Source organism: Pedobacter paludisoli (assembly GCF_052344095.1).
Taxonomy (GTDB): Bacteria; Bacteroidota; Bacteroidia; order Sphingobacteriales; family Sphingobacteriaceae; genus Pedobacter.
In genome coordinates this window covers 1,860,601-1,883,879 of sequence record NZ_CP179926.1, presented here as the reverse complement: position 1 = coordinate 1,883,879, position 23,279 = coordinate 1,860,601, and the positions used below count along the sequence as shown (strand labels likewise).

General features: G+C 37.6%; 15 protein-coding genes, 2 tRNA genes and 1 CRISPR repeat array (1 of these 18 running past the window's edge). Of the genes, 7 read left to right on the top strand and 10 right to left on the bottom strand.

The window, feature by feature from the left end:
• Positions 1-20: 20 nt before the first annotated feature.
• From ACJVDK_RS07495 to ACJVDK_RS07480, 4 genes are all read right to left on the bottom strand, one after another.
• Positions 21-971, bottom strand: coding sequence for a M28 family peptidase (locus ACJVDK_RS07495; RefSeq protein ID WP_443939657.1), 951 nt, complete (start codon positions 969-971; stop codon positions 21-23).
• A gap of 223 nt (positions 972-1,194) precedes the next feature.
• Positions 1,195-4,728, bottom strand: coding sequence for a chromosome segregation protein SMC (gene smc / locus ACJVDK_RS07490; RefSeq protein WP_443939656.1), 3,534 nt, complete (start codon positions 4,726-4,728; stop codon positions 1,195-1,197).
• Positions 4,729-5,558: 830 nt separating this feature from the next.
• Positions 5,559-7,868: an ATP-dependent helicase gene (locus ACJVDK_RS07485; RefSeq protein WP_443939655.1), complete on the bottom strand. Its 2,310-nt coding sequence runs from the start codon at positions 7,866-7,868 to the stop codon at positions 5,559-5,561.
• Positions 7,869-8,121: 253 nt separating this feature from the next.
• A complete protein-coding gene (locus ACJVDK_RS07480; RefSeq protein WP_443939654.1) occupies positions 8,122-9,105 on the bottom strand; it encodes a GDSL-type esterase/lipase family protein in 984 nt (327 codons plus the stop codon).
• Positions 9,106-9,469: 364 nt separating this feature from the next.
• On the opposite strand from ACJVDK_RS07480, the gene ACJVDK_RS07475 reads away from it, so the two are divergent.
• Both ACJVDK_RS07475 and ACJVDK_RS07470 read left to right on the top strand, forming a co-directional pair.
• Positions 9,470-10,033 carry a biliverdin-producing heme oxygenase gene (locus ACJVDK_RS07475; RefSeq protein WP_443939653.1) on the top strand — a complete coding sequence of 188 codons (564 nt, stop codon included), beginning with the start codon at positions 9,470-9,472 and terminating at the stop codon, positions 10,031-10,033.
• 167 nt (positions 10,034-10,200) lie between these two features.
• On the top strand, positions 10,201-12,333 hold the full coding sequence (locus tag ACJVDK_RS07470; RefSeq protein WP_443939652.1) for an FUSC family membrane protein: 2,133 nt from the start codon (positions 10,201-10,203) through the stop codon (positions 12,331-12,333).
• Between the two features lie 70 nt (positions 12,334-12,403).
• Here the strand turns inward: ACJVDK_RS07470 and ACJVDK_RS07465 are convergent.
• The 6 genes from ACJVDK_RS07465 to ACJVDK_RS07440 all read right to left on the bottom strand — a co-directional run bounded on the left by ACJVDK_RS07465 (position 12,404) and on the right by ACJVDK_RS07440 (position 15,247).
• A tRNA-Leu gene (locus ACJVDK_RS07465) sits at positions 12,404-12,488 on the bottom strand.
• A 50-nt stretch (positions 12,489-12,538) separates the two neighbouring features.
• Positions 12,539-12,611: transfer RNA gene (locus tag ACJVDK_RS07460), tRNA-Gly, on the bottom strand.
• A gap of 128 nt (positions 12,612-12,739) precedes the next feature.
• Positions 12,740-13,375 (bottom strand): response regulator, encoded by a 636-nt coding sequence (locus tag ACJVDK_RS07455; protein ID WP_443939651.1) that lies wholly within the window; start codon positions 13,373-13,375, stop codon positions 12,740-12,742.
• A gap of 11 nt (positions 13,376-13,386) precedes the next feature.
• Positions 13,387-14,169 (bottom strand): sensor histidine kinase, encoded by a 783-nt coding sequence (locus ACJVDK_RS07450; RefSeq protein ID WP_443939650.1) that lies wholly within the window; start codon positions 14,167-14,169, stop codon positions 13,387-13,389.
• Positions 14,139-14,708, bottom strand: coding sequence for a hypothetical protein (locus ACJVDK_RS07445; RefSeq protein ID WP_443939649.1), 570 nt, complete (start codon positions 14,706-14,708; stop codon positions 14,139-14,141). Before ACJVDK_RS07445 ends, ACJVDK_RS07450 begins: the two co-directional genes overlap by 31 nt.
• An 83-nt stretch (positions 14,709-14,791) precedes the next feature.
• Positions 14,792-15,247 (bottom strand): hypothetical protein, encoded by a 456-nt coding sequence (locus ACJVDK_RS07440; protein WP_443939648.1) that lies wholly within the window; start codon positions 15,245-15,247, stop codon positions 14,792-14,794.
• 424 nt (positions 15,248-15,671) lie between these two features.
• Here ACJVDK_RS07440 and ACJVDK_RS07435 point away from each other — a divergent pair, with 424 nt between their 5' ends.
• From ACJVDK_RS07435 to ACJVDK_RS07415, 5 genes are all read left to right on the top strand, one after another.
• Complete coding sequence (locus tag ACJVDK_RS07435) at positions 15,672-15,938, top strand: hypothetical protein (RefSeq protein WP_443939647.1); 267 nt, start codon at positions 15,672-15,674, stop codon at positions 15,936-15,938.
• A 1-nt stretch (position 15,939) separates the two neighbouring features.
• The gene (locus ACJVDK_RS07430) at positions 15,940-16,854 is read left to right on the top strand and encodes a hypothetical protein (RefSeq protein WP_443939646.1); all 915 of its coding nucleotides are present in this window, start codon (positions 15,940-15,942) and stop codon (positions 16,852-16,854) included.
• A gap of 67 nt (positions 16,855-16,921) precedes the next feature.
• The gene (locus tag ACJVDK_RS07425) at positions 16,922-17,884 is read left to right on the top strand and encodes a hypothetical protein (RefSeq protein ID WP_443939645.1); all 963 of its coding nucleotides are present in this window, start codon (positions 16,922-16,924) and stop codon (positions 17,882-17,884) included.
• A gap of 202 nt (positions 17,885-18,086) precedes the next feature.
• Positions 18,087-18,602: a CHAP domain-containing protein gene (locus tag ACJVDK_RS07420; protein ID WP_443939644.1), complete on the top strand. Its 516-nt coding sequence runs from the start codon at positions 18,087-18,089 to the stop codon at positions 18,600-18,602.
• A 36-nt stretch (positions 18,603-18,638) separates the two neighbouring features.
• A complete protein-coding gene (locus ACJVDK_RS07415; protein WP_443939643.1) occupies positions 18,639-20,063 on the top strand; it encodes a hypothetical protein in 1,425 nt (474 codons plus the stop codon).
• 83 nt (positions 20,064-20,146) lie between these two features.
• Positions 20,147-23,279: direct repeats of the CRISPR family, unit length 47 nt; unit sequence GTTGTGAATTGCTTTCATTTTTCGATATCTTTGGGATATCACACAAC (it continues 454 nt past the right edge of the window).

Below are 23,279 nucleotides of genomic sequence, written 5' to 3'. Positions count from 1 at the left end.
AGGGGGATTTTTCCCCTTTTTTAATTTCCATTCATAATCATTTTATCTTTTAAGCTTTTTTGCAAATTAGCTTGTTGGTCGATATTTTTTACCACTTCTAAAACCGTGTTTGCTGCATTACTAAAAAAAGCTTTCGTAATGGTTGCATACTCGTCGCTTGCTTTGTGATAGTCTTTATGGTCTTCTACACCAAAGTATAAAAAAGGAATGTTTTTGGCATTGAAAGCTCCTTGATCGCTTTGGTTTGTCCAGTCATCGTGGCCAAGTTTAGGGTCGTCGTGTCCAAATAGTAATTTAATTTCGGGATTGGTAGTGGTTACGTATTTTTTTAGCTCAGGATATTTAAAGGTGCCACACACATACAGCTCGCCTTTGTCGCTGTGACTAATCATGTCCATGTTTAGGTTGATTGCCAAGGTATTCAAGGCAACCGGAGGATTGGCTACAAAGGCTTTTGCGCCTTGCAATCCCATTTCTTCGGCATCGAAAGAGGCAAAAATGATGGTGTTGGTGGGTTTATTTTTTGCAAAGTACGTGGCAATTTTTAATAAACCAGCGGTTCCGGATGCATTATCGTCTGCTCCGTTGAATACTTCGTTATTTTTGATGCCCAGGTGATCGTAATGTGCCGATACAACGATTACATTATTGGTTTTTCCAGGGATATAACCAATTAAATTGGTGCCGTTTACTTCTCCTTTGCTGGTTTTAAAACTGAATTCTTGGGCATAATTTATGTGTTGTGGATACGATTTTAGCCCCAGTTTTTTAAAGCGTGCTTTGATATATTGGCGGGTCATTTCTGCGCCTTTAGTGCCTGTTTTGCGGCCTTCATACGCATCGGAAGATAATATTTCTACATCTTTTAATAATTGGGTGTCAAGCTTGGTATTGCTGGTGTTGTTTTGCTTTTTGATGGATGAGCAACAACTTAAGCTGAGCGCCAGTGGCAGGATATAGAATATTTTCATGTGCATCTTTTTGAACGAAATCTGTTTTTAAAGATAGGTAATTTATACTATTTTGCTGATTCTTTTAAACGCAGGTATTTGTACGGTCGTATGTTTTTAAACCTGATTGAAATGAAAATCCTTTTTGCTCGGCTTTAAATTTCGGTCACAAAAGCGTGCAAAAAGATTGAAATGTAAAGCAGGGCTACTGTTTGCGATGCAGGATGGCTTTGTTTTGCTGATATTAAGCGGCTACTTCTCTTAAATCTACAGCTACTACGCGCGAAACGCCTTGTTCAACCATGGTTACGCCATAAATAATATCGGTACTGGCTATGGTCCGTTTGTTATGCGAAACGATGATAAATTGTGATTGATCGGAGAATTTACGGATGATGTTGTTAAATTTATCGATGTTGGTGTCATCTAATGGTGCGTCAACCTCATCGAAAATACAGAAAGGAGCCGGTTTTAGCAGATACAATGAAAATAGGAGTGCGGTTGCGGTGAGGGTTTTCTCTCCTCCGGATAACTGATTGATAGAAAGGGGACGTTTTCCTTTCGGTCGCGCCACGATGTCGATATCCGCTTCTAGAGGATTATTAACGTCTGACAGGATTAAGTCGCAACTATCTTCTTCGTTAAATAGAGAACGGAACACCACGATAAAATGCTCGCGAGCTTGGGTAAAAGCTTGCATAAATTTATCTTTAGCCGTATCGTCAATTTCTTTAATGGTTTGTAAAAGATCTGTTTTAGCAGCGTTAAGGTCCTTTTTCTGGTTTTGAATAAAGGTGTAACGTTCTTCCATTTCTTTATAGGCTTCCATTGCCATGGAGTTAATGGCGCCAAATTCATCGAGTTGGCGTTTCATTTTTTCTACTTTCTGGCGTAGATCGAACTCACTTTCGGTTACTTCTGTCTCGGTTTCTAAAAGATCGTTTATATCGATGTTAAATTCAACGGCTAAACGTTCTTTTAAGGCATTTAGGTCTATTTTGAGTGCGTTTTTTTTGTCTTTGATTTCTGTTAAAAGAAAATCGGCATCTTCGCGCGTTTTTCGAATAGAGGTTAAATTGTTTTCGGTTTCATTGATGTTACCTTTGCTCTCGAAATACTCTTTTTCGGCCTCTGCAAGGCCTTTTTCCATTTCTTCGCGCTGTTTGTACATCTCAAGAAGCGTATCGTCGTTTAAATCGGTATGCTGTAAGGTAGCCGCAATTTCGGTCAAGGCTTCTTGCAAGTCTTTTTCGTTTTGAGCGATGCGTTTATTGAGGGCTTCTTCTTGTACAAAACGGTAGTCTAAATCTTTTTCTAGACTAGAAAGTTTGTTTTGTTGTTGATGGAAGCGAATGTTATCTTGATTGTATTTTCCCGCTGTTTCGGTTACTTGTTCGGCAATTTCTTGATAGTTAAGTTGTTGCTCTTGCAGCATAAAGTGGTCTTCGTGCTGCTTTTTTTGCATTTGAACCAGAGCGGGTAATTTTTCGGAAAGGGCTTGCTCGATGGAAACAATTTTTTGTGCGATATCTGTTTTGCGGTTTTCACTGGTGGTGATAAACTCCTGATATTGATCGCGACGGGTTTGCAACGATATATGCTCGTTGTTTAAACGGTTTAACTCTTGTTGAAAGGCGTTAATTTGGTTAATTTTTGACGCTTCTTTCAGGTTAAAAATGGTATCGCTGGCTTGCGTGATGGCCGCGTTGTATTGATTGATTAAGGTTTCTGAAGCCTTTATTTCTTTTGCTAGATTTTCTAAATTTTTGGCTCTACCAATCCGTTTTCCTTCAAATAAGCCTACTGAACCACCAGCCAATGTTACTTTGGTTTGGGCATATTTACCATTTTTAGCTAAAACGGTAATTTTTTCTGATGGATTGATTTTAAACAGGTTTTCTTGCTCGCCAATGGCGATATACACATGCTGCAATAAGTAGTTGCAAAGGGCTTGGTACTTTTTATCAACTTCAATAACACTTAATGCCGAAACCATGTCGGGATATTGCTGCGTACTAGTTTCGCTGTGTTCTATGTTTTCTAAAATAAAGAAATTGGCCCTTCCTCGGCTATTATCGGTTAATAAATTAACGGCTTGAACGGCATCGCTGTATTTTTCAACCACGTAATGATTCATGAGTGGTTCTAGAAAATTTTCAATGGCGATGCGGTAATCCTCGTTACAAAATAGGATATCGGATAAGAGCAAGGCATTTTTGGCAAAAGCGCTATTCTTTTTCAAGAAACGAATGGATTCGGGGAATCCTTCTAAGCTGTCAACCAACGATTTAGTTAGATTGTATTCGTTTTGTTTCGCGTCTTTTTTACGATTTTCGGCGGTAAGTTTTTCTTTGTTTGTACTTACATTCGCCTCGGCCTCTGCCAAATTGGTTTTGAGTAATTCTTCAGCTTCTGTTAATTGTTTAATAGTGCTTTGTTTTTCTCGAATTTGGATGTCGAGTTCGGCCAAAGCATGGTCAAAAGCTTTTAATTCATTGGTTTTTGTTTCGGTATCATCAACATTCCTGTTGCTTTCCTGTACCAATGCGTCTTTTTGAATATTTAAAATATCAATTTCTTTTTGCGATTGATATACTTGATTTTGTAAGTCGTTAACCGATTTTACGAGATTGTCGGTTCTGTTTTTTTCCGTTTGCTGTTGCTCGCGTAAGGTATCAAGTGTCGATTTTAGCAGTTTTAAATCCGATTCAAGACGATTAAAAATTTCGGTTTCATTGACAACCTCTTCGTTTAATCGCTTGATGTTGTATTTAATGTGGTTGACCTGATTTTTATCTTTTTCGAGCTCGGCCGATAAACGTGTTTCTTTTTCTTGTAAGAAACGCATTTGTTCGTTTTTAACCTTCTTTTCGCTTTCGTAGGCGCGTATTTTCGAAATTAATTCGTTAGTGGCCTTTTGTTGAATGGATAAATTCTTTTCTTGATGGATGCTGCCTAGTTTTAATTTTTGTAATTCGGCTTCCAGTGTGTCGATTTTTGTGCTTAACTCAGTTCTATTTACTTGTTGAGCTTGCTCTTGCGTGTCAAGAGCGGATAAATCGGTTCTGAAAAAGGAAATACGGTGCGTAGCAAGCTGCACGCTTAAATCGCGGTATTGTTCTTTTAGTTTATAGTAACGCTCTGCTTTTTTTGCTTGATTCTCGAGTGTTTTTAAGTTTTTTTCAATTTCAAAAAGTAAATCTTCTACACGTTCTAAATCGGCTTCCGTATCTTTTAACTTGTTGAAAGTTTGTCGCTTACGTAGTTTGTATTTTGATATTCCGGAAGCTTCTTCAAAGAGTGATCTGCGGCTATGTTCTTTATTGGTGATAATTTCGTCCACCATTTTTAGCTCGATGATCGAGTAACTATCAGAACCAATTCCGGTGTCAAGAAATAAATCGGTAATGTCTTTTAAACGGCATTGCACATCGTTTAGGCGGTATTCACTATCGCCATTACGGTATAATTTACGCGTAACAGTTACTTGTGAATAGGCGGTTGGCAAGATGTTTTTGGTGTTATCGAAGCTCAGTGAAACTTCTGCTAATTGTGCTTGCTTACGGTTTTTTGTTCCGTTGAAGATGATGTTTTCCATCTTTTCGGACCGTAAAGCTTTGGTGCTTTGTTCGCCCAATACCCAACGCATGGCATCGATAACGTTCGATTTTCCGCAACCATTAGGGCCTACAATAGCCGTTACCCCTTCATTAAAATTGATGGTAACTTTATCGCCAAAGCTTTTAAATCCCTTGATTTCTAACTTAGTAAGTTGCATGGTTTATTTATCGAGAACCGAAGCCAATGATAAGGATAATTTTGGGGATTTTCAAGTTGAAAAATGAGGTTTTGTAAGGGGTAATGACGGTGATTTTGGATGTTTGTTTTCAAGCATATTGCTCAAAAAACATGATTTATGCACTATTTTTTGTCATCCTGACGAAGGAAGGATCTCTTATAGGAAATTTTAGGACTGTAACCAACATTTATCTTAGAGATCCTGCGCTTGAGGATGACAGCGGGTTTTTGTGTTTGCTACGGTATGAAAATAAAACTCCGGGCCCTCTGTGAAAATCCTCAGTGTGTTTTGTGGTAAAAACATTGTATTTTCTTCACTTGTTTGGCCTGCGCTCTTTCCCTTGCCGGCAGGGCATCTACTTTTGTGGGCTAAAAGTAGCCAAAAGCCTTTGTCAATCCGGCTAGGCAGCTTTGGGCACCCACCCTTTGCGCAAAACAAAAACAATATCGCTGGTTTTGTGGGGATTGGTTTTGTAACCAAAATTTAATTATTTCCACAAAACTGAATAGAACAATGCTCGGTTGTGTACATTCGAATGTTTTTGCACCTGTTTTTGTTTTCTCCCACTGCTGGGGGTACATCCCGAGCATTCGGGGTTGACGGACGTTCTTCGGTTACTAAGTGCTGTTTTGAACGTTTGTTTTCAAAGCTTAACGCTCAAAAATTTTCCTGTCATGCTGCGGTACAACGTGTTCCGATTATTCAGAAAGCATTTCTAATTAGGAAATGGCTAGCTTTTCTTCGCATTCAGCTAATGAAAAATTTTGCGCTTTGGAATAACAAAGAACAAGCATTCCAAAGCCTCAACATTAATTTTTAACAATCATCAGCTTCGCAAACTTCAATAAAAGCTGTTTGTTTCCTAGCCCTTGAAAAAATACAGTTGCCTTAACATCGGGGAGTGTACCTTCTAAGCTAACAATTTTTCCGAAACCAAATTTCTCGTGTTCAACTTCCATTCCATTTTGAAACTCATGTGCTTGCGAAGGAGCGAAGCCTGAGCTTGGAACGTGTGCTTTCGCCAAAATAGCAGTTGTTTTTGGACGAACAGGAGGAGCAGAGGTTGTACCACCAGCAGAAGGCTTCGCTTTGCTCATGAAATTGCGTGGTTGTGAAGTCCAACTTTTACGTTCGCTATCAGAGTCTTCCGACATCATGCTGCTTTTCGTCATAGGTTTTACATCCAATTCTAAGAATCGTGGATTAATTTCATCGATAAATCTACTTGGTTCACAGTTTGTTAAAGTCCCCCAACGGTAGCGCGAAGTAGCATACGTAAGCGTCAGTTTTATTTCAGCACGTGTAATGGCTACATAAAATAAACGACGTTCCTCTTCCAGGTCGCTACGCGAGTTAACCGACATTTGCGAAGGGAAAAGATTCTCCTCCAAACCTACAATGTACACGTTTTTAAACTCCAAACCTTTCGATGAGTGGATGGTCATCAACGAAACGGTATCTTTATTTTTGTCGCCATCCTTATCGTCATTAGTCAAAAGGGCTACATCCTGCATAAAAACATCGAGGCCTTTTTCCTCGATATCTTCACGTTCGGCAAATTCTTTAATACCGTTTAATAGTTCCTGAATATTTTCATATCGGCTGCGGCCTTCCACACTATCATCGTTGTATAATTCTTTTAAAATGCCGGTATGTTGCGCAATAAATAAAGCAGCATCGTAGGCATCCAGTTTTTTGGCTTCGGCAGCGAAACTGTTAATCATCATCGCAAAATCGTTTAATTGATTCGCTAAACGACCATCTACAAACATGTGCGGGTTGCTAATTACGTCCCACATGGTTTTTTCATGCTGGTCGGCAGCTACAATGATTTTGTCAATTGACGTATCACCAATACCGCGTTTCGGATAGTTAATAATCCTTTTAATCGCTTCCTCATCTTTTGGATTAAAAGTTACTCTAAAGTAGGCGATTAAATCTTTTATCTCTTTGCGTTGGTAGAAAGATTGTCCACCATAAATTTTATACGGAACATTGAGCTTTCGTAGGCCCTCCTCCATGGCCCTACTTTGGGCATTTGTACGGTATAAAATAGCAAAGTCGCTATATTTCAATCCGTTGGTGCTGCGCTCTTGGACAACCGATTCGGCAACTAATTTACCCTCCTCATTATCGGTAAAAGCTCTAGATACTTTTACGCGTTCACCCACTTGGTTATCCGAAAAAACATTCTTTTCCAGTTGATTTTTATTGTTGGCAATAATGCTGTTAGCGGCTTCTACAATGTTTTGGGTGGAGCGGTAATTTTGCTCCAATTTATAGACTTTTAAATCCGGATAATCGCGTTCGAAATTTAAAATATTCTGAATATTTGCTCCACGGAAGGCATAAATACTTTGTGCATCATCGCCCACCACACAGATATTTTGGTATGCAGCAGCAAGTTTTTTAACAATGGTGTACTGCGAGAAGTTGGTATCTTGATACTCATCTACCATCAAATATTTAAATTTCTGTTGGTATTTATTTAATACATCAGGATGATCTTTAAGCAAGATATTGGTTTTGAAAAGCAAATCGTCAAAATCCATGGCGCCCGCTCTAAAGCAACGCTTGCTGTAGGTATCATAAATTTGCCCCAACATGGGACGTTTATTTTGGATATCTTCGGCTTGAATCTGGTCGTTGCGCATGTATTCCGCTGCCGAAATCAAATTGTTCTTTGCCGACGAAATTCTGCCGTACACAAAATTAGGCGCATACAGCTTATCATCCAGCTGCATTTCTTTCAAAATAGCACGAATTACACTTTTCGTATCATCCGTATCGTAAATAGTAAAGTTGCTTGGATAACCAATTTTTTCAGCTTCAACGCGTAAAATTTTGGCAAAAACAGAGTGAAACGTACCCATCCAAATATTTTTAGCTTCAGCACCCACCACTTTACTAATACGCTCGCGCATATCTTTACTCGCTTTGTTGGTAAAGGTTAAAACCAAAATATTAAAAGGGTCGGTTCCGGTTTGTATTAAATGAGCTACTCGATACGTAATTACACGGGTTTTGCCCGATCCGGCACCAGCCACAATCATTACCGGTCCTTTTGTGTTTTCTACTGCTGCTCGTTGCTGTGGGTTTAATCCTTCTAAATAATCCAAATCTACTCCTGTTTTTTTTTGAGTTTCAAAAATACAACTATAGGTCCTTTTTGCCAAAGGTGTTAGTAATTAGTTTTGTAGAATGCGTGCTAAAAATTAGAAGAAAAGCAGGAACAGTAGCTCTTTTTAACGGTAGCCCTTTGCTTTGCTCATACGCCTGCAGGCCTTGTGCGCGAGGCCAGTATCCGCTTCGCCAAGGTTTAGGAATCCACAAGACCTATAAGGTTTCGAAAACCTTAGGTCTCAGCAACAACTATTTTGCTACAATAAACTTCTTCGTCGCGTTGTAAAGCCCCGTATTAGAGCTTATTTTGAAGAAATATACACCCGGAACAAAAGAAGAAGTGTTAATTTCCAAGGTGTGTTTGCCTGTATTTAAATAATCATTAAGCGCGGTATAGGTTAAACGGCCCATTATATCGTACACTTGAACATTAATTTTATCAGTTTCCGGTAAAACAATGTCTAAATAGGTTACGGTAGTAGCCGGGTTTGGGTAGTTCTGATTGACCACAAACATCAAAAACTTATCGAAAATTGCCTTACTAATGGTGTCAAAAATAACATAACTGATCAATTGATAGCCTTTTGCATTGGGGTGAAAAACGTCTTGATACAACGAAAAATCTCTTCGCATGGCAAAATTAACGTCCGCCAAATAAATTTTATATTCCTTAGCCAGTCGTCTGTAAATGGCATTTATTTCTTTAATGTAGGCATTCACTTTAACGAGATTGGCGTTATTCCTGTCGTCAGCATTTTGAAGCGTACATAAAATGGGTACTAATTTCTGATTTAAACTCGCCTGAATAATAACCCGCATGTTTGCTTCCGTATTGGCAACGGTTTGCTTACCCGCATTAATGGCAACGGCATCGTTTATGCCCATATCAATCACAATAAAGCCTGTTCTGCCGCTTATCGCATTTTCTAATCGAAGTAAGCCCTGGTATGTCGTTTGACCGCCTATGCCATGATTGGTAATGTCTATAACCTTACCTGTGTAACAGTTGATAAAACTGGCTTTAAGATAATCCTGAAAACCAACACCTTTAACACCTTCTACCGTGCTGGCGCCAAAGGTTACAATGTTAATGCTGTCTTTAGCATAATATTGAGCCGCCTCCGGACAACTGGTACGAAGCTTATTATTGTTTGTAGGAAGGTTTTGTGCTAAACTGGATAACGATAAGAGTAGCAACAGCAAGGGGGGATATACTATTGCAGCTAATCTCATTACTTTTTTAAAACTTTTGTTACAGGATTTTTTGATTGAGGCGCAATTTACACAAAAAATAAATAACTCGTTTATATTTAAATAATTCCGTTCATATACGGCATTGAAATGTACTGGTTATGCCTCTATGCCAGATTGAGTGAATATTTTACAGCAGACTTCAGTTTAGGGAAAAGGATGTTTGAAAGATGAATGTATGATAATGGCTACAAGTTTAAAATCATTTAGATGCGTTTTAAGTCGTTGGAATCAGAAGTCTTATTATCCAACAACGCTATTTTAGTAACAAAGCTGTTTGTTATTTAGAATTAATATAAATAAAACGATATGTTTGTGCCTAATCCAAAAGAATAATTTATCCAATATGTTAAGTGCCAGCATTAAAGAAGCAACCAAAACCGAGCATCAGCATTTAGAGAAAAAAGTGGTGCAAAAATTAAAGTCGATTAGAAGCAACAGTGATTACGCAACTCTTTTAAAATGTTTTTATGCTTATTTTAATCACATTGAAGAGACCATTAAGCCTTTTATTCTGAAAGAAGTATTGCCCGATTATGATGAAAGAAGAAACGCGAGTTATATTAAATCAGACATACTTGCTTTAGGGGCGGATATGAGCGATTTGCCTGCAACCCGTGTACCCCAAATTACCAATACCATCGAAGCTTTGGGTGCTTTGTATGTATTAGAAGGTTCCATCATGGGAGGTAGCATTATTGTGAAAATGTTGGAAAAAGTAGGTATTACAGCAGGAGTATCCTTCTTTTCAGGGTATGGTGAAGCAACCGGAATGATGTGGGGAAATTTTATTGCCGTATTAAATAAGTATGCTACAAACCCGCAAGCGGAAGCCGATGCCATTCGCGCGGCAAACGAAACCTTTAAAAATTTCGGCTACGTATTCGAAGCTGAAGAGGTATCTCAATAGTTTTTAAAGGATAGGAGAAAGGGGTTGGTTATAAAAAAGCTAACCTTTTTTGCTTTGTGCCTTTTTTATGCTCCATTTAAATTTGAGTGAGAGGTAATCGAGTGCTATTGATACAAAAAAACAATATTATCGTTTTCAGACAAACTATTCTACCAAACATCTTACCTTTGCACGCAGTACTAACCAAGTATTTGGGTTACATGATTCATAAAAACAGAATAAGTGCAAATATTACCTATTTCTTTTTAGGAGAGTATTTTTCTGATGCACTTCGAAATACGATTACAGTAGTTTTGCCAATTGTTATTTTCTTTTATTTAGGAAATATTGATGCAGCAACGGGAATTGGAGTAGGGGCTCTTTTAATTAGTTTAACAGACCTTCCTGATAATACGCTCAACAAACTTAAAACAGCGATTTATAGTATCCTAATATTTTTTTTCACCACTTTGTTGGTTTCACTTTCGTTAAACCAACCCTTGCTATTGGCGATACTTGTTACGGCTTTAGCCTTCCTGTTTTCCATTATCGCGGTTTATGGACGTAATGTAGCCCTTATTGGTACCATGGCTTTAATTGTAGGTACGTTTGTGATGGGCTTGCATCCCGTTCACCCTGTTTATTTTAGTTTGTATTTATTGGTAGGCGGTATTTGGTATTATCTGGTTAGTATGATGCAAATAGTTATTCGTCCATACCGTTCCTTGCATCATGCTATTTTTGAGTGTTTAATGAGTAGTGCTCTTTTTTTGCGAAGTAAAGCAAAAAATTATGATTTAAACGTACCTTTTGATTCGGAGCAGAAAGAAACTATTAAGTTGCACATTAAAGTAAATCAAAAGCACGAACTCATTCGAAATTTGCTTTTAACCGATAAATTGGCCATGCAGCCAGACAATAAAAAAGGTCAAGTTTTATTGGGGCGTGCTGTATTGTTAATTGATTTACACGAACAGTTGAATGCGCTGCATTACGATTATTCCTTTATTCGAAAAACCTTAGCTCACGAAGCCAGCTTGCAGTATATTGCAGAGTTGATTGGTGTTTTAGCCGATGAGTTGGAGGCTTTGGGTGGTCATGTGCGGGCGGTAAAACCATCTCGAAAAAAAGGAATTCGGATTGAAAGCTACACTTTCACCAGGCAACAATTGGCGATGGAAGAACGGCAGCTAACCGGATTTGCAAAGGAAATAGTCGTGAAAATAGCAGCGAATATAGATGCGATTGCGCAAAATATAGAAATGATTCGGCAAAATATACTGCCTCCACAAGCTGATGAGAATGAAAACCTCGAGACGGCAATCGAGTATCCCTTATTTCTTACTGGCGACCAATTTTCAATCAAAGAGCATCTTTCTTTAAAATCTCCCATTTTTAGGTTTTCGCTTCGTTTAAGTTTAGCGTTTATTTTTGGTTTTTTCTTGATTTGGCAAATGGAGCCCAGTAAATACAGTTATTGGCTTTTTTTGACACTTGTAATTGTCGCGCGGCCTAAATTTTCATTAACCTGGAAAAGAAATCAGCAACGCTTTCAAGGAAGCATTTTTGGGGCTATCATTGGTTTAACATTGGTATACTTTATAAAAAGCCCGGTAATGCTTATTTCTGCTTCTATTGTCTTTTTGCTTGGGTTTTATGCTTTTAATCGAATCAATTACACCGTTAGTGTGTTGTGTATCACGCCAGCCGTAATATTAACATTGGGTAGTTATCACGGTCAATTCGATCATATTATTCATGATCGGATTATCTATACTGCCATTGGGTGTTTTATTTCGGTAGTCGCAACTTATATCTTTCCAGTATGGGATAGTAGGCAGTTAACCAATAAATTGAATGATTCTGCCAGTAAAGCAGCTGTGTTTTTAAGGACAGCGCTCTTGGCTGATTTTCAAAAGAATAATACAGGTAAGCGAATGGCACGTAAAGATGCAAATATGAGCTTTGCAGAATTATCAGAAGCAATTGATTCAGCCAAGCAAGAGCCTATGACGAAAGACATTCATTTTAATGTGCTATATACCATGCAGATTATGTTGTACCAAATGAATGCAGTCATAACTTCCTTATATTTATCTGCTGGGCAGCATATTCGCCTTGAAGCAGAAAACCAGCAGTTAGAACGCATTGCGCAGAATTTGGAACAGAATTTTGCCGCTCCAATATGCAATGGAAGCCGGGAATATGAACAAGAATATACAAGTTTATCTCCTTATGATGATTTGAGTTACAAATTGAATTATTTGGAAATACTTTCGGAGCGGTATTGTCGCTTGTTTCGAAACTTTCAGGAGCGCTAGTTTCTAGCGCTGAAAGTTTATTGTAGAATACGTGTAAATAAAAAAAGCTTCGAAATTTTCGAAGCTTTTGTACTCGGGGCGGGAATCGAACCCGCACGCATTTTAGGTGCACAGGATTTTAAGTCCTGCGTGTCTACCAGTTCCACCACCCGAGCAGGTGATTAACCTTTTAAATTTAAAGGCTTTCAATCCTGAAAGCCTTTTGAGCGAAAGACGAGATTCGAACTCGCGACCCCGACCTTGGCAAGGTCGTGCTCTACCAACTGAGCTACTTTCGCATGAACAGCTTTAAAAATAAAGCTTGTTTCCGTTTGGGAATGCAAATATAGAAATATAAAATTCAGTACCAAAAAATATTTTAAAATAAATTGAATTTTTTATCCTTTGGTCAGGGTAGTTCAATCGTTTATATTTCGACAAGTTTATTTTTAATTGCGTACAACACCAATCCAACACGGTTTTTAATGTTCAGTTTAACAAAAAGAGCATCTCTATATCCATCAACAGTTCGTAGGCTAACACACATTTTATCTGCAATTTCTTTGTAGGTAAGTTCGCTGGCGGCCAGTTTTAAGAAGTCGGTTTCTCTGGCGTTAAGTTCCAATTTGTTTTCAGGTCGTTTAATTTTTTCGGCCATGTAGCGCGTAACAAACGCAGGAAAATAAAAATCGCCATTGGCTACTGTATCCAAAGCATGTTTAAAAACCATAGGTTCAGAATCTTTCAAGAGATATCCTTTCACACCAGCTTTAATTAGGGTAATAACTGATTCCTCATCATCAACCATAGAAAGTACAATGATCGCAATTGAAGGGTGTTCCTGTTTTAACCAATTGGCAACCTCCAGTCCATTCATGATAGGCATATTTAAATCGAGAAGGACTATTTCTGGAAGTGTTTTTGAGATAATAGAAGCCATAAAATCAGCTCCACTTCCGGTATCAGAAATGACTTCATAATTACCGAAAGTTTCAATTAAGGAAGCAATGCCTTTACGGAAAAGTTTATGGTCGTCAATAAGTGCGATCGATATTTTACTCATCTTACGGTTAATTAAAGCTTAAGAGAAAGGGTTGTTGTACAGCCTGCACCTTGCGTTGAAAATAGCGCTACCCTGGCACCAATAAGGGCCGCTCGTTGTTGAATATTCTCTAATCCCAAGCCTTGCCATTTTTCAAGCGTATCGTTATTAAATCCAACACCATCATCCGCTATGCGGAGTTGCAGTTCATTTTGTTTAAAAGAAAGATCAATAAGTAAGCGTTTGGCAAAAGCGTGTTTTAGGGTATTATTGGTTAGTTCTTGAAAAATTCGGTAAATTATAAGCATAGTTTGGTGGGGCATTTCAACTGGATCGCCCAGTTGCTCAAAATGTGTTTTTACCATACCGCTGCGGTTTATTCTTTCTGCATCATGCCGAATCACTTCGGCCAGGCCAACTTGTTTTAGTCGCTCGAAACTCATGCTTTTCGAAAGATCGCGTAAATCGACAATTGAGCTGGCAATAAGCTGTATGCTTTCGGCTATTTTCGAATCCTTTTCAGCTTCGCTTTGCGCTATCGACATGGATAGACTAAGTTTTACAAAGGAGAGAACTTGGCCGATATTATCGTGAAGATCTTTGCTAATGTTTTCTAAAGTTTGATTTTGTATTTCGAGTTTGGTTTCGAGCAATTGACGGTCGAAATTGCGTTGAAGCTCTTGTCTTTTTTGTTCCATAATTCGCTTTTTTCGCACAAAAACCAAAAAGAAAAGGGTCGTAAAAACAGCCAAAATAACGAGGATAATGCTGGCAACAATAATGGCTAGTACAATGTCTTCGCTGGCTTTTTCCATACGATAATAGCTAGAGAGATTAAAAGATATAAAATAATGCTAAGATAACGAGGAATGAAGTTGTATAAGGGTACACCAAATAATAGTAATTCATTCATTCTAATATAGTTATAAAGCGAGAAACATATGGCAATTCCAGAATAAAATATTAATACACCAGAGGCGATGATTAATCCTGATGAGTAATGGCGATGATACGAGTGGCTGTCATCCAACAGAAATTGATAAAAATACAAACAGGCAAAAAACACCTGAATGATCCCTCCAATGGTGATGATGTAATGGTTAAAACTGTAGAACGAGGTAATGGAATAATAAAAAATAGAAACGATAGCGTAGCTGCCAATTAAAATTAAAATGGTTTGCCTAAACTCTTTAGCAACCGCAAAGCGATAGAAAAGGAAGCCGTAAAAAAGATGACAGAAAAGATTCATCAGGTTATACATGCCTCCCGTGTTGTAATTGTAGCGTAGAACGAGATATTTGGCTGAAATCTCAACCAATAGCACTACAAATAGGTAGGGTACAAGGGCTATCATAAACGAACCTCTAAGCTTATTGATAAAGCATAGGGCTACCAAAAAGCTTAGAAGTTCGAAATAATGTTGTACAGAAAATACCATTATGGATGAACCTCTCCCATGTTAAACGGATCAATGAATTCTTCTTCAAGTCCTTTTACTTTGTCTTTTACAGCAGGCTTATTGCCGTTATAAGGAAAGAAAAATATGGTCAATCTGTTTTTAAATTTAGGGTCTTTACCGTTGTCCTCTAAAATTTTTGGAGTATATCGGCCGAAGGAAACTCGAATAGTGTCGTATGTGCCTACGGTATCAATGCTTTTTAGCCAGGTTTGGAGCGCTTCTTTATTAAAGCCTACATATTCGGTTTTTTTAAGAGAAACGTTAAGCGGTTCTTGATATTTTTTAAGACATGCGATTGCTTGCTCGTACTTAACAGGCTTATCTAAAATGGCTTTAGTTCCTCTGTATTCTTCTTCATTAACTTCAGGTGTGCATGCTAGCACTACGCTCATTAACCCAATAACGAGCGCAAATAATAGGTTATTTTTTTTCATGTTGTTTAATTTGATTACGTAAACTTAACCATTTGATTTTGAAATTTATACGGGTGTTTTTCCCCTTTTTTTTGCGAGGAAAAAACGCTTTTAAATTCAGTTATAAGTATGGGAGTGAGTTGTTTGTATGGAGGTAGATTTGAATAGTTGAAACGAAGTTCATTTCAATTCAGCTTTTAAATAACAGACAAATTAAGAGAGAAAAACATGAAAATGAATCCTAATTATTTTAAAGAAGAGAATAGTGTTAAAACACCCACACTTCTTTGCGATTGCTGTGATTTTTTTGAATGCGGTGTTTTAGTCAATTGGCCATTATTAATAAACGATGCAGAAAATAAGTGTGTTTGTTTTTATCACGATGAAATGTCGCTATTTAAAGCAAATTCCTCAAAATTTTATACTAAACCTAAACGCTACTAAAATGCAAACAAAAGAACAAATTAAACAAAAGGTACTCAGTGAAATAGCTGATGAGGCGAATATTGCTATCAACCTGATTGAAGAAGCATATGTTTTGGCTGATCCGCCACTTAGCATGAATCATCAAGGTCTGGGAATGCTCACGCTTGATTTAAGAAAATATGTAAAAGCACATCGTCCTGATAACACTGTTTTAATGAAAGAGGTACGAAAAAGTGGCTTAACCGTTAAAGCGCTAATTGATTTGATTACCGAAAAATTCAACTAAAATGAAAAAGATTGTAATGTTCTTGCTCTGTTTTTCCATAGGCAAAGTAATTATGGCTCAAGAGGTAAAACACGATAGTGTGACCGTTCAGCCGCCTTTAGTATTAAAAATTAACCAAGCTACCAGCTGGTTAGCTAAGCAAGGATTTCAAATTCGAAGAACATTTGACGGTTCGAAAAATGAGTCGAAGGCGGCCGCTATATCTTTAAATAGCGATTACGAGAACAAGAAATATTTTACAGTGATAGATGCCGGAATTAAGTTAGCGGATTTTGAATTACTGCCTAATTCGTCGGTAATTTGGTCCATATTCCCGAAAGTAGAATGGCACAAAAATACCATTAACGACGATAGCAAAAAGAAGAATAATTTTTCTGCTGGCTTGGGTACAGAATTGCTTCTCAATAAAGGTGAAAAATGGTTTAGTCGTCCCATACTAACATCCTCATTCGATTATAAAAAAGATTATGTGAAGGACTTAAAAACTACCCAAACAACGGCTTTTTTAAGTTTCTCAGGCAAAAATGCAGGGGAGCCGGGAGCGATGATTCGAGGGAAAAATGGTTCGCCGATTCTTCGGTATTATCCCTATACCGGCATTGAATATTACCACAAGATGGAGGGAGGGAAACAAAATGCAAGCATGTGGGCGAGTCGTTTGTGGTTTGAGCTTTATCCATTATCCAGCAAAGAGTATCAATACATCCAGTTGACTTTTGATTTTACCTATCGCAAAGTATTTAACGATGATTTATACCAAACAGGCAATATGCGTTGGTTAATCCTTGGCTTTAACTTTTTTCCTAGCGGGAAAACGAACCTTGGACTCGGTTTAGACTACAGTTACGGAGAAGATCCAACCAGTAATTTCGTAAAAACTGATTTGCTGGCCCTAGGAATAAAATTAAAAATATAAGAAGGGAAATAGTGGAATTGGCATTTGGCAATAATAATTATTAATTGAAAACTAAAATTAAAAAGCAATGAGCGATCAAACAGACCCACGCATTCAGCAAAAGCTAGATGAAATTCAAGCACGTTTTCAAGAGCGAATTAAAAAAATTCAAGAAAATGGCGCCGCAAAAATAAACGAAATTACGGACGACTCTCCTGAGCCCAACAATGTTGAAGCAACCTTAAACGTAACCTTTGATGTTAAGTTTAAAACAACGGAAATTAAGTTCGATATCCCAAGAATAGGAAAAGAACTACAAAGGGTTATTTTCGATGTTCCAGTTGTAACCATGGAGCTAAAAACCATTAGCTGGGATGTTCCGACAACGAAAATGGAAACCCGGTGCATCACCAAAAAACCGGTAACCGTTTGTAAAGGCGGTGGTGGTTGGCCTCCAAAATTACCTTCTTGCACCATAAAATGGGAATGCGTGTACATGGATTTTCCGGTGGTTACCATGAAAAGAATGGAAGTTAAACTCGATATGCCGCAATTTTCAACCAGACAGCAAGAAATATCCTTCGATAAGCCGGTGTTTAGCATGGAAACTATAACCATTAAACTCGATTTACCTCAATTCTATTTGCGTGATTTAAGTGGAGATCTCCGCGAACAAGAAGCTGAATTTGAAGAAGTTGGTAAAGAAATGGAATCGCAAGTGGCTCTTGCCAACAATGAAATGAACGATTCCTTGGTTACGGAAGTTGGCGGACAGGTAGATGTGATTTTTAATGAAATACGTGCTCAATTGCTTCAAGAACGCGCAAAAGTGGCGCAGCAATTTGATGAGGGGATAGCCAAAATGAAAATTTCCATTAACACCCTGAAAGAAAATAACGCAACGGAGGAAGTGGCTAGATTAGAAACTGAACTGGCCAAATTGATTGAGGATTACAAAAATGTCTTGGACGAAATTGATGCGAATATGAAGGATTTGAATAAAGAGCAAGAGGATGTAATCAACAGCATCAAACTTTCGAAAGGAGTGTAATTCGTTAAAACTTGTTTTTCATGAACGTGTGAATATGAATGTAATTTTTATTGGCTAAAATATGATTTACTCGGTAGTACAGGGAGATACCCTGAGTAGGATCGCCAAACGGTTTGGCGTTCCTCTAAATAGTCTTATTACATTAAATAACCTATTGGATCCTAATCGATTGTTTATTGGGCAGCAACTACAAGTTCCTAATATGCAAGACGTACCTTCTGATGTGGTTTTTACTCTTCCAACGCACAACAATAATTTGGTCGAGCGCGCTCGATCAATGGTAGGAGTAGACATTGCCTATAGGATGGGCGCTGGAGGAATGAGCCCGACATTGTCAAAACCTTCTTCAACCGGTTTTTGCGATTGTAGTGGCTTTGTATGTTGGGTTCTAGGTCTTTCGCGACAAAGTACTATTCCTTTTTATAAACACAGTTTTGGCGGTTGGATCAATACCGACTCAATGGAGGCCGATATACTGTCGAGTACGGGAATATTTGATCGATTAGCCTTGCCTGAACCTGGATGTATTGTAGTCTATGGTGCACAATCAAGAGTCGGGCATGTGGGCTTGGTCTCTCAAGTAACGGCAGGCAGAATGACCAAGGTTATTCATTGCAGTTCTGGTAATTCTAGAAATAATCACGGAAGATCGATACAAGAAACACCGCCAACAGTTTTTAACCGCCCAGATACTTACTGGGGCAAGTTTTTGGGATAAATTAATCTAGAATGTTTAATTTAAAGTAACGTGGTCATGCAAAGAACAATTGTTATTCGAAATACAATAGCACTAATATTGCTGCTTTTGGGGATTTATTTATCAATATCTGCTATAATTGCGCTGCCTTTGCTCGAAGAAGAGACAGGTTCAAAGCAAGAAGCCTTATTTGCTTTTAATGAACAGATTGATAAAAGAAGAGATTTAAGTACAAAGTATATTGAGGAAATTGCGGTTGACTCCATTACGGAAGTGATGTATAATGATGTAAATTCTTTATTAGAAAGCCAAAGCAAGGGGCTGAAAATCTCTGTACAATTAAAATCGTCTAAAAATAACCTCTTGCGCAACATTGCCAATCGCGCAGAGGATTATAAGAGGCGATTTATCCGAACAAAAATAATGGGGAAGTTTCAAAAGAGCTGTTTTGCTGCTCAATTGATGAGCGAATATTCTGATTTTTGCACAATAAATGAACAAGAGGTTTTTAATCGATATCAAGCGATTTCTATTCAAACAGCAAAGTTGTATCCTTTTGCTTTGAAGGATACGAGTAAGAATCGTATTGAAACGAGAAGAGAAAAAGCAAAAATGAGGAATTTATTTGTTGGTTTTATTACTATGGATATCCCAGAAAAAGAGGAGAAGGCTGAGACAAGTGCCAGCTTTTTTTATCCCGCGCAATGGGCTTTAGCCGAACAATCGCAAAACTTAGTTATTATTATCGGTCTTTTCGGTTTTGCCTTATTTGGATCGGTTTTGGGCGCATTTAGTAAACCTAGTTTTGCAAATGTAAATCCAGAAGGTGAAAGAACAGACGGCTTAATTTATTATGAAATTATAGTGGTACTGGTTAGAGGTTTCTCAGCAGCCTTAGTGGTTTATCTTTCTATAAAAGGTGGTCTTTCTTTGGTAACAACAACAAACAGCGATAAAATAAACCCATATGTTATTTTGTTTATCTGTTTTATCTCGGCTGTTTTTAGCGATACAATTTGGGAATGGGCAAAAACAAAATTAATGCCTGGTTCTACTTCCACTACAACCCAACCTACCGAAACAGTTGCCTCACAAGATGGTAAAAGCATTGTTCAAGACCCACTTATTTCTGAACTGGCATACGAGAGCACTCGAGCAGAAATTCCTGCCGGGGAGGCACAAGACCCAAGTCAGGTGCCAGCAGGAAGACAAACTTCAATTACATTGGAGCAAGTTTCGGATGCAACAATAGCAGAAGCTATTCAGAATAAAAGTGTTGAATGGAAAGCAGCTTTTGGCATTAGAGAGGCAAAAGCTGGAAAACACATTAATTCGGCAGGAGAAGAGATCAACGCAATCGTATTTGTTTTAGATAAAAATAATTTTAACGATGCCGATTACAGAGCAGAATTGCCTTCGGTAATAACCTATTATGCAAATGATAAGAAAGAATACAACATACCTATTGAAATTATCACATAAGTGCTTCTTTAAAATATAAGAGGGACACTGTCCAAAAAAGTTTGTAAGTTAAAAATAATGTGGTTTAATGCTGCTCGAATCGTGTTGTGAATTGCTTTCATTTTTCGATATCTTTGGGATATCACACAACCCATGTAAGTTTCAAGAGCATCAATGATTTGTTGTGAATTGCTTTCATTTTTCGATATCTTTGGGATATCACACAACTTAATTTCCTCTGTCGTAACTATTACTGCGTTGTGAATTGCTTTCATTTTTCGATATCTTTGGGATATCACACAACAATCCAAACTTCTTTAGATATATAAAATACGTTGTGAATTGCTTTCATTTTTCGATATCTTTGGGATATCACACAACTGCAATTGCTGCAAACACACGGCCTAGCCAGTTGTGAATTGCTTTCATTTTTCGATATCTTTGGGATATCACACAACTGCTTCCGTTGATTCTAGGAAGTTTGCGCCGTTGTGAATTGCTTTCATTTTTCGATATCTTTGGGATATCACACAACCTAAGTATCCGGGTGTTGTATGGTCTACCCGTTGTGAATTGCTTTCATTTTTCGATATCTTTGGGATATCACACAACCTTAAGTTTGATTTTTTGTATTGTGATGCTGTTGTGAATTGCTTTCATTTTTCGATATCTTTGGGATATCACACAACTCCGTAGATAACACCACAAAAGTGTAGATAGTTGTGAATTGCTTTCATTTTTCGATATCTTTGGGATATCACACAACCAAAGTAGAATTTCTCAACCGCAGTTTCTAGTTGTGAATTGCTTTCATTTTTCGATATCTTTGGGATATCACACAACAAAGAATAAATTGTTCAAAAAGTCTGACATGTTGTGAATTGCTTTCATTTTTCGATATCTTTGGGATATCACACAACACTTGCTGTTACTGCGATTTGATTTGACATGTTGTGAATTGCTTTCATTTTTCGATATCTTTGGGATATCACACAACAAAGGTATTATTCCTGATAACCCCAGGCACGTTGTGAATTGCTTTCATTTTTCGATATCTTTGGGATATCACACAACTTACTTATGCTATTAACGGAAGCTCTAATAGTTGTGAATTGCTTTCATTTTTCGATATCTTTGGGATATCACACAACTTAAGGATTCAAAAACATATCTTTTGGATAGTTGTGAATTGCTTTCATTTTTCGATATCTTTGGGATATCACACAACAGTATAGTTTGCCAAAGCAAACCCAGTCACGTTGTGAATTGCTTTCATTTTTCGATATCTTTGGGATATCACACAACTAAATACAAGAAAACTATATAGGATAACATGTTGTGAATTGCTTTCATTTTTCGATATCTTTGGGATATCACACAACTTTTATTGCCGCTTCCTATTCTGTCTCCTCGTTGTGAATTGCTTTCATTTTTCGATATCTTTGGGATATCACACAACTGTCTAATGTTACTGGATTTGCGCCATCTAGTTGTGAATTGCTTTCATTTTTCGATATCTTTGGGATATCACACAACTTACTTATGCTATTAACGGAAGCTTTGATAGTTGTGAATTGCTTTCATTTTTCGATATCTTTGGGATATCACACAACTTATAAAATCCATGGGCAAATCCACCGGATGTTGTGAATTGCTTTCATTTTTCGATATCTTTGGGATATCACACAACTAGGAAAAGGAAGATTCGACATAAATACTGGTTGTGAATTGCTTTCATTTTTCGATATCTTTGGGATATCACACAACGGATCTTGTTGAAACCTGTCGATTGCCGCCGTTGTGAATTGCTTTCATTTTTCGATATCTTTGGGATATCACACAACGCCGCCGATTTTTTTAATGATTCTTCTAGCGTTGTGAATTGCTTTCATTTTTCGATATCTTTGGGATATCACACAACTAATAAGAAATAGAGTGTGTACGGCTTTACGTTGTGAATTGCTTTCATTTTTCGATATCTTTGGGATATCACACAACTTATAACAACATCATAAAGTAGAAAATCTAGGTTGTGAATTGCTTTCATTTTTCGATATCTTTGGGATATCACACAACTAATCCCCATAATATCAAGCGTAACGCATCGTTGTGAATTGCTTTCATTTTTCGATATCTTTGGGATATCACACAACTTAACTGATAACACGCAAAAGGAACTGCGCGTTGTGAATTGCTTTCATTTTTCGATATCTTTGGGATATCACACAACCTCAAGCAAGCTGTAGTTGTTTCGATATGCGTTGTGAATTGCTTTCATTTTTCGATATCTTTGGGATATCACACAACTTTCTTCATCAGTTAAAATCCATATCATTAGTTGTGAATTGCTTTCATTTTTCGATATCTTTGGGATATCACACAACGTTGCTGCGCTGTACGCTGTGTCTAAGAGTGTTGTGAATTGCTTTCATTTTTCGATATCTTTGGGATATCACACAACCTATGCTAAATTCACCGTTTTCGTCTACTTGTTGTGAATTGCTTTCATTTTTCGATATCTTTGGGATATCACACAACTTATCTAATGCTGGTTTGTGTAGTTGGTCTGTTGTGAATTGCTTTCATTTTTCGATATCTTTGGGATATCACACAACTTACAACTTTCATAGGTGCTTGGTGTTTTTGTTGTGAATTGCTTTCATTTTTCGATATCTTTGGGATATCACACAACCACGGCCGATCCGGTTATTACCTTAGATTTGTTGTGAATTGCTTTCATTTTTCGATATCTTTGGGATATCACACAACCCCGATAAGGAATATGAAAACCTCCAGAGGGTTGTGAATTGCTTTCATTTTTCGATATCTTTGGGATATCACACAACTCTTCTACAGGTAAACCTAACTCTATTTCGGTTGTGAATTGCTTTCATTTTTCGATATCTTTGGGATATCACACAACATCTGAAGTTTTAAAACGTCATTTAATTGCGTTGTGAATTGCTTTCATTTTTCGATATCTTTGGGATATCACACAACTAATCTCCACTTTAAGGCGATCGGCATACTGTTGTGAATTGCTTTCATTTTTCGATATCTTTGGGATATCACACAACTCTATGAAAATAACATCGTAATTGTTTGATGTTGTGAATTGCTTTCATTTTTCGATATCTTTGGGATATCACACAACGTTTGGGTTGTAAGTGGGTTATTTGCGTGTGTTGTGAATTGCTTTCATTTTTCGATATCTTTGGGATATCACACAACGCACCC

Excerpts from the sequence above, each read along its gene's own strand:
- ACJVDK_RS07480 (WP_443939654.1), bottom strand. The coding sequence starts at position 9,105 with ATGAGATTAGCTGCAATAGTATATCCCCCCTTGCTGTTGCTACTCTTA.
- ACJVDK_RS07450 (WP_443939650.1), bottom strand. The coding sequence starts at position 14,169 with ATGGAAAAAGCCAGCGAAGACATTGTACTAGCCATTATTGTTGCCAGC.
- ACJVDK_RS07495 (WP_443939657.1), bottom strand. The coding sequence starts at position 971 with ATGAAAATATTCTATATCCTGCCACTGGCGCTCAGCTTAAGTTGTTGC.
- smc (WP_443939656.1), bottom strand. The coding sequence starts at position 4,728 with ATGCAACTTACTAAGTTAGAAATCAAGGGATTTAAAAGCTTTGGCGAT.
- ACJVDK_RS07415 (WP_443939643.1), top strand. The coding sequence starts at position 18,639 with ATGCAAAGAACAATTGTTATTCGAAATACAATAGCACTAATATTGCTG.
- ACJVDK_RS07445 (WP_443939649.1), bottom strand. The coding sequence starts at position 14,708 with ATGATAGCCCTTGTACCCTACCTATTTGTAGTGCTATTGGTTGAGATT.
- ACJVDK_RS07420 (WP_443939644.1), top strand. The coding sequence starts at position 18,087 with ATGCAAGACGTACCTTCTGATGTGGTTTTTACTCTTCCAACGCACAAC.
- ACJVDK_RS07435 (WP_443939647.1), top strand. The coding sequence starts at position 15,672 with ATGCAAACAAAAGAACAAATTAAACAAAAGGTACTCAGTGAAATAGCT.
- ACJVDK_RS07475 (WP_443939653.1), top strand. The coding sequence starts at position 9,470 with ATGTTAAGTGCCAGCATTAAAGAAGCAACCAAAACCGAGCATCAGCAT.
- ACJVDK_RS07440 (WP_443939648.1), bottom strand. The coding sequence starts at position 15,247 with ATGAAAAAAAATAACCTATTATTTGCGCTCGTTATTGGGTTAATGAGC.
- ACJVDK_RS07425 (WP_443939645.1), top strand. The coding sequence starts at position 16,922 with ATGAGCGATCAAACAGACCCACGCATTCAGCAAAAGCTAGATGAAATT.
- ACJVDK_RS07455 (WP_443939651.1), bottom strand. The coding sequence starts at position 13,375 with ATGAGTAAAATATCGATCGCACTTATTGACGACCATAAACTTTTCCGT.
- ACJVDK_RS07430 (WP_443939646.1), top strand. The coding sequence starts at position 15,940 with ATGAAAAAGATTGTAATGTTCTTGCTCTGTTTTTCCATAGGCAAAGTA.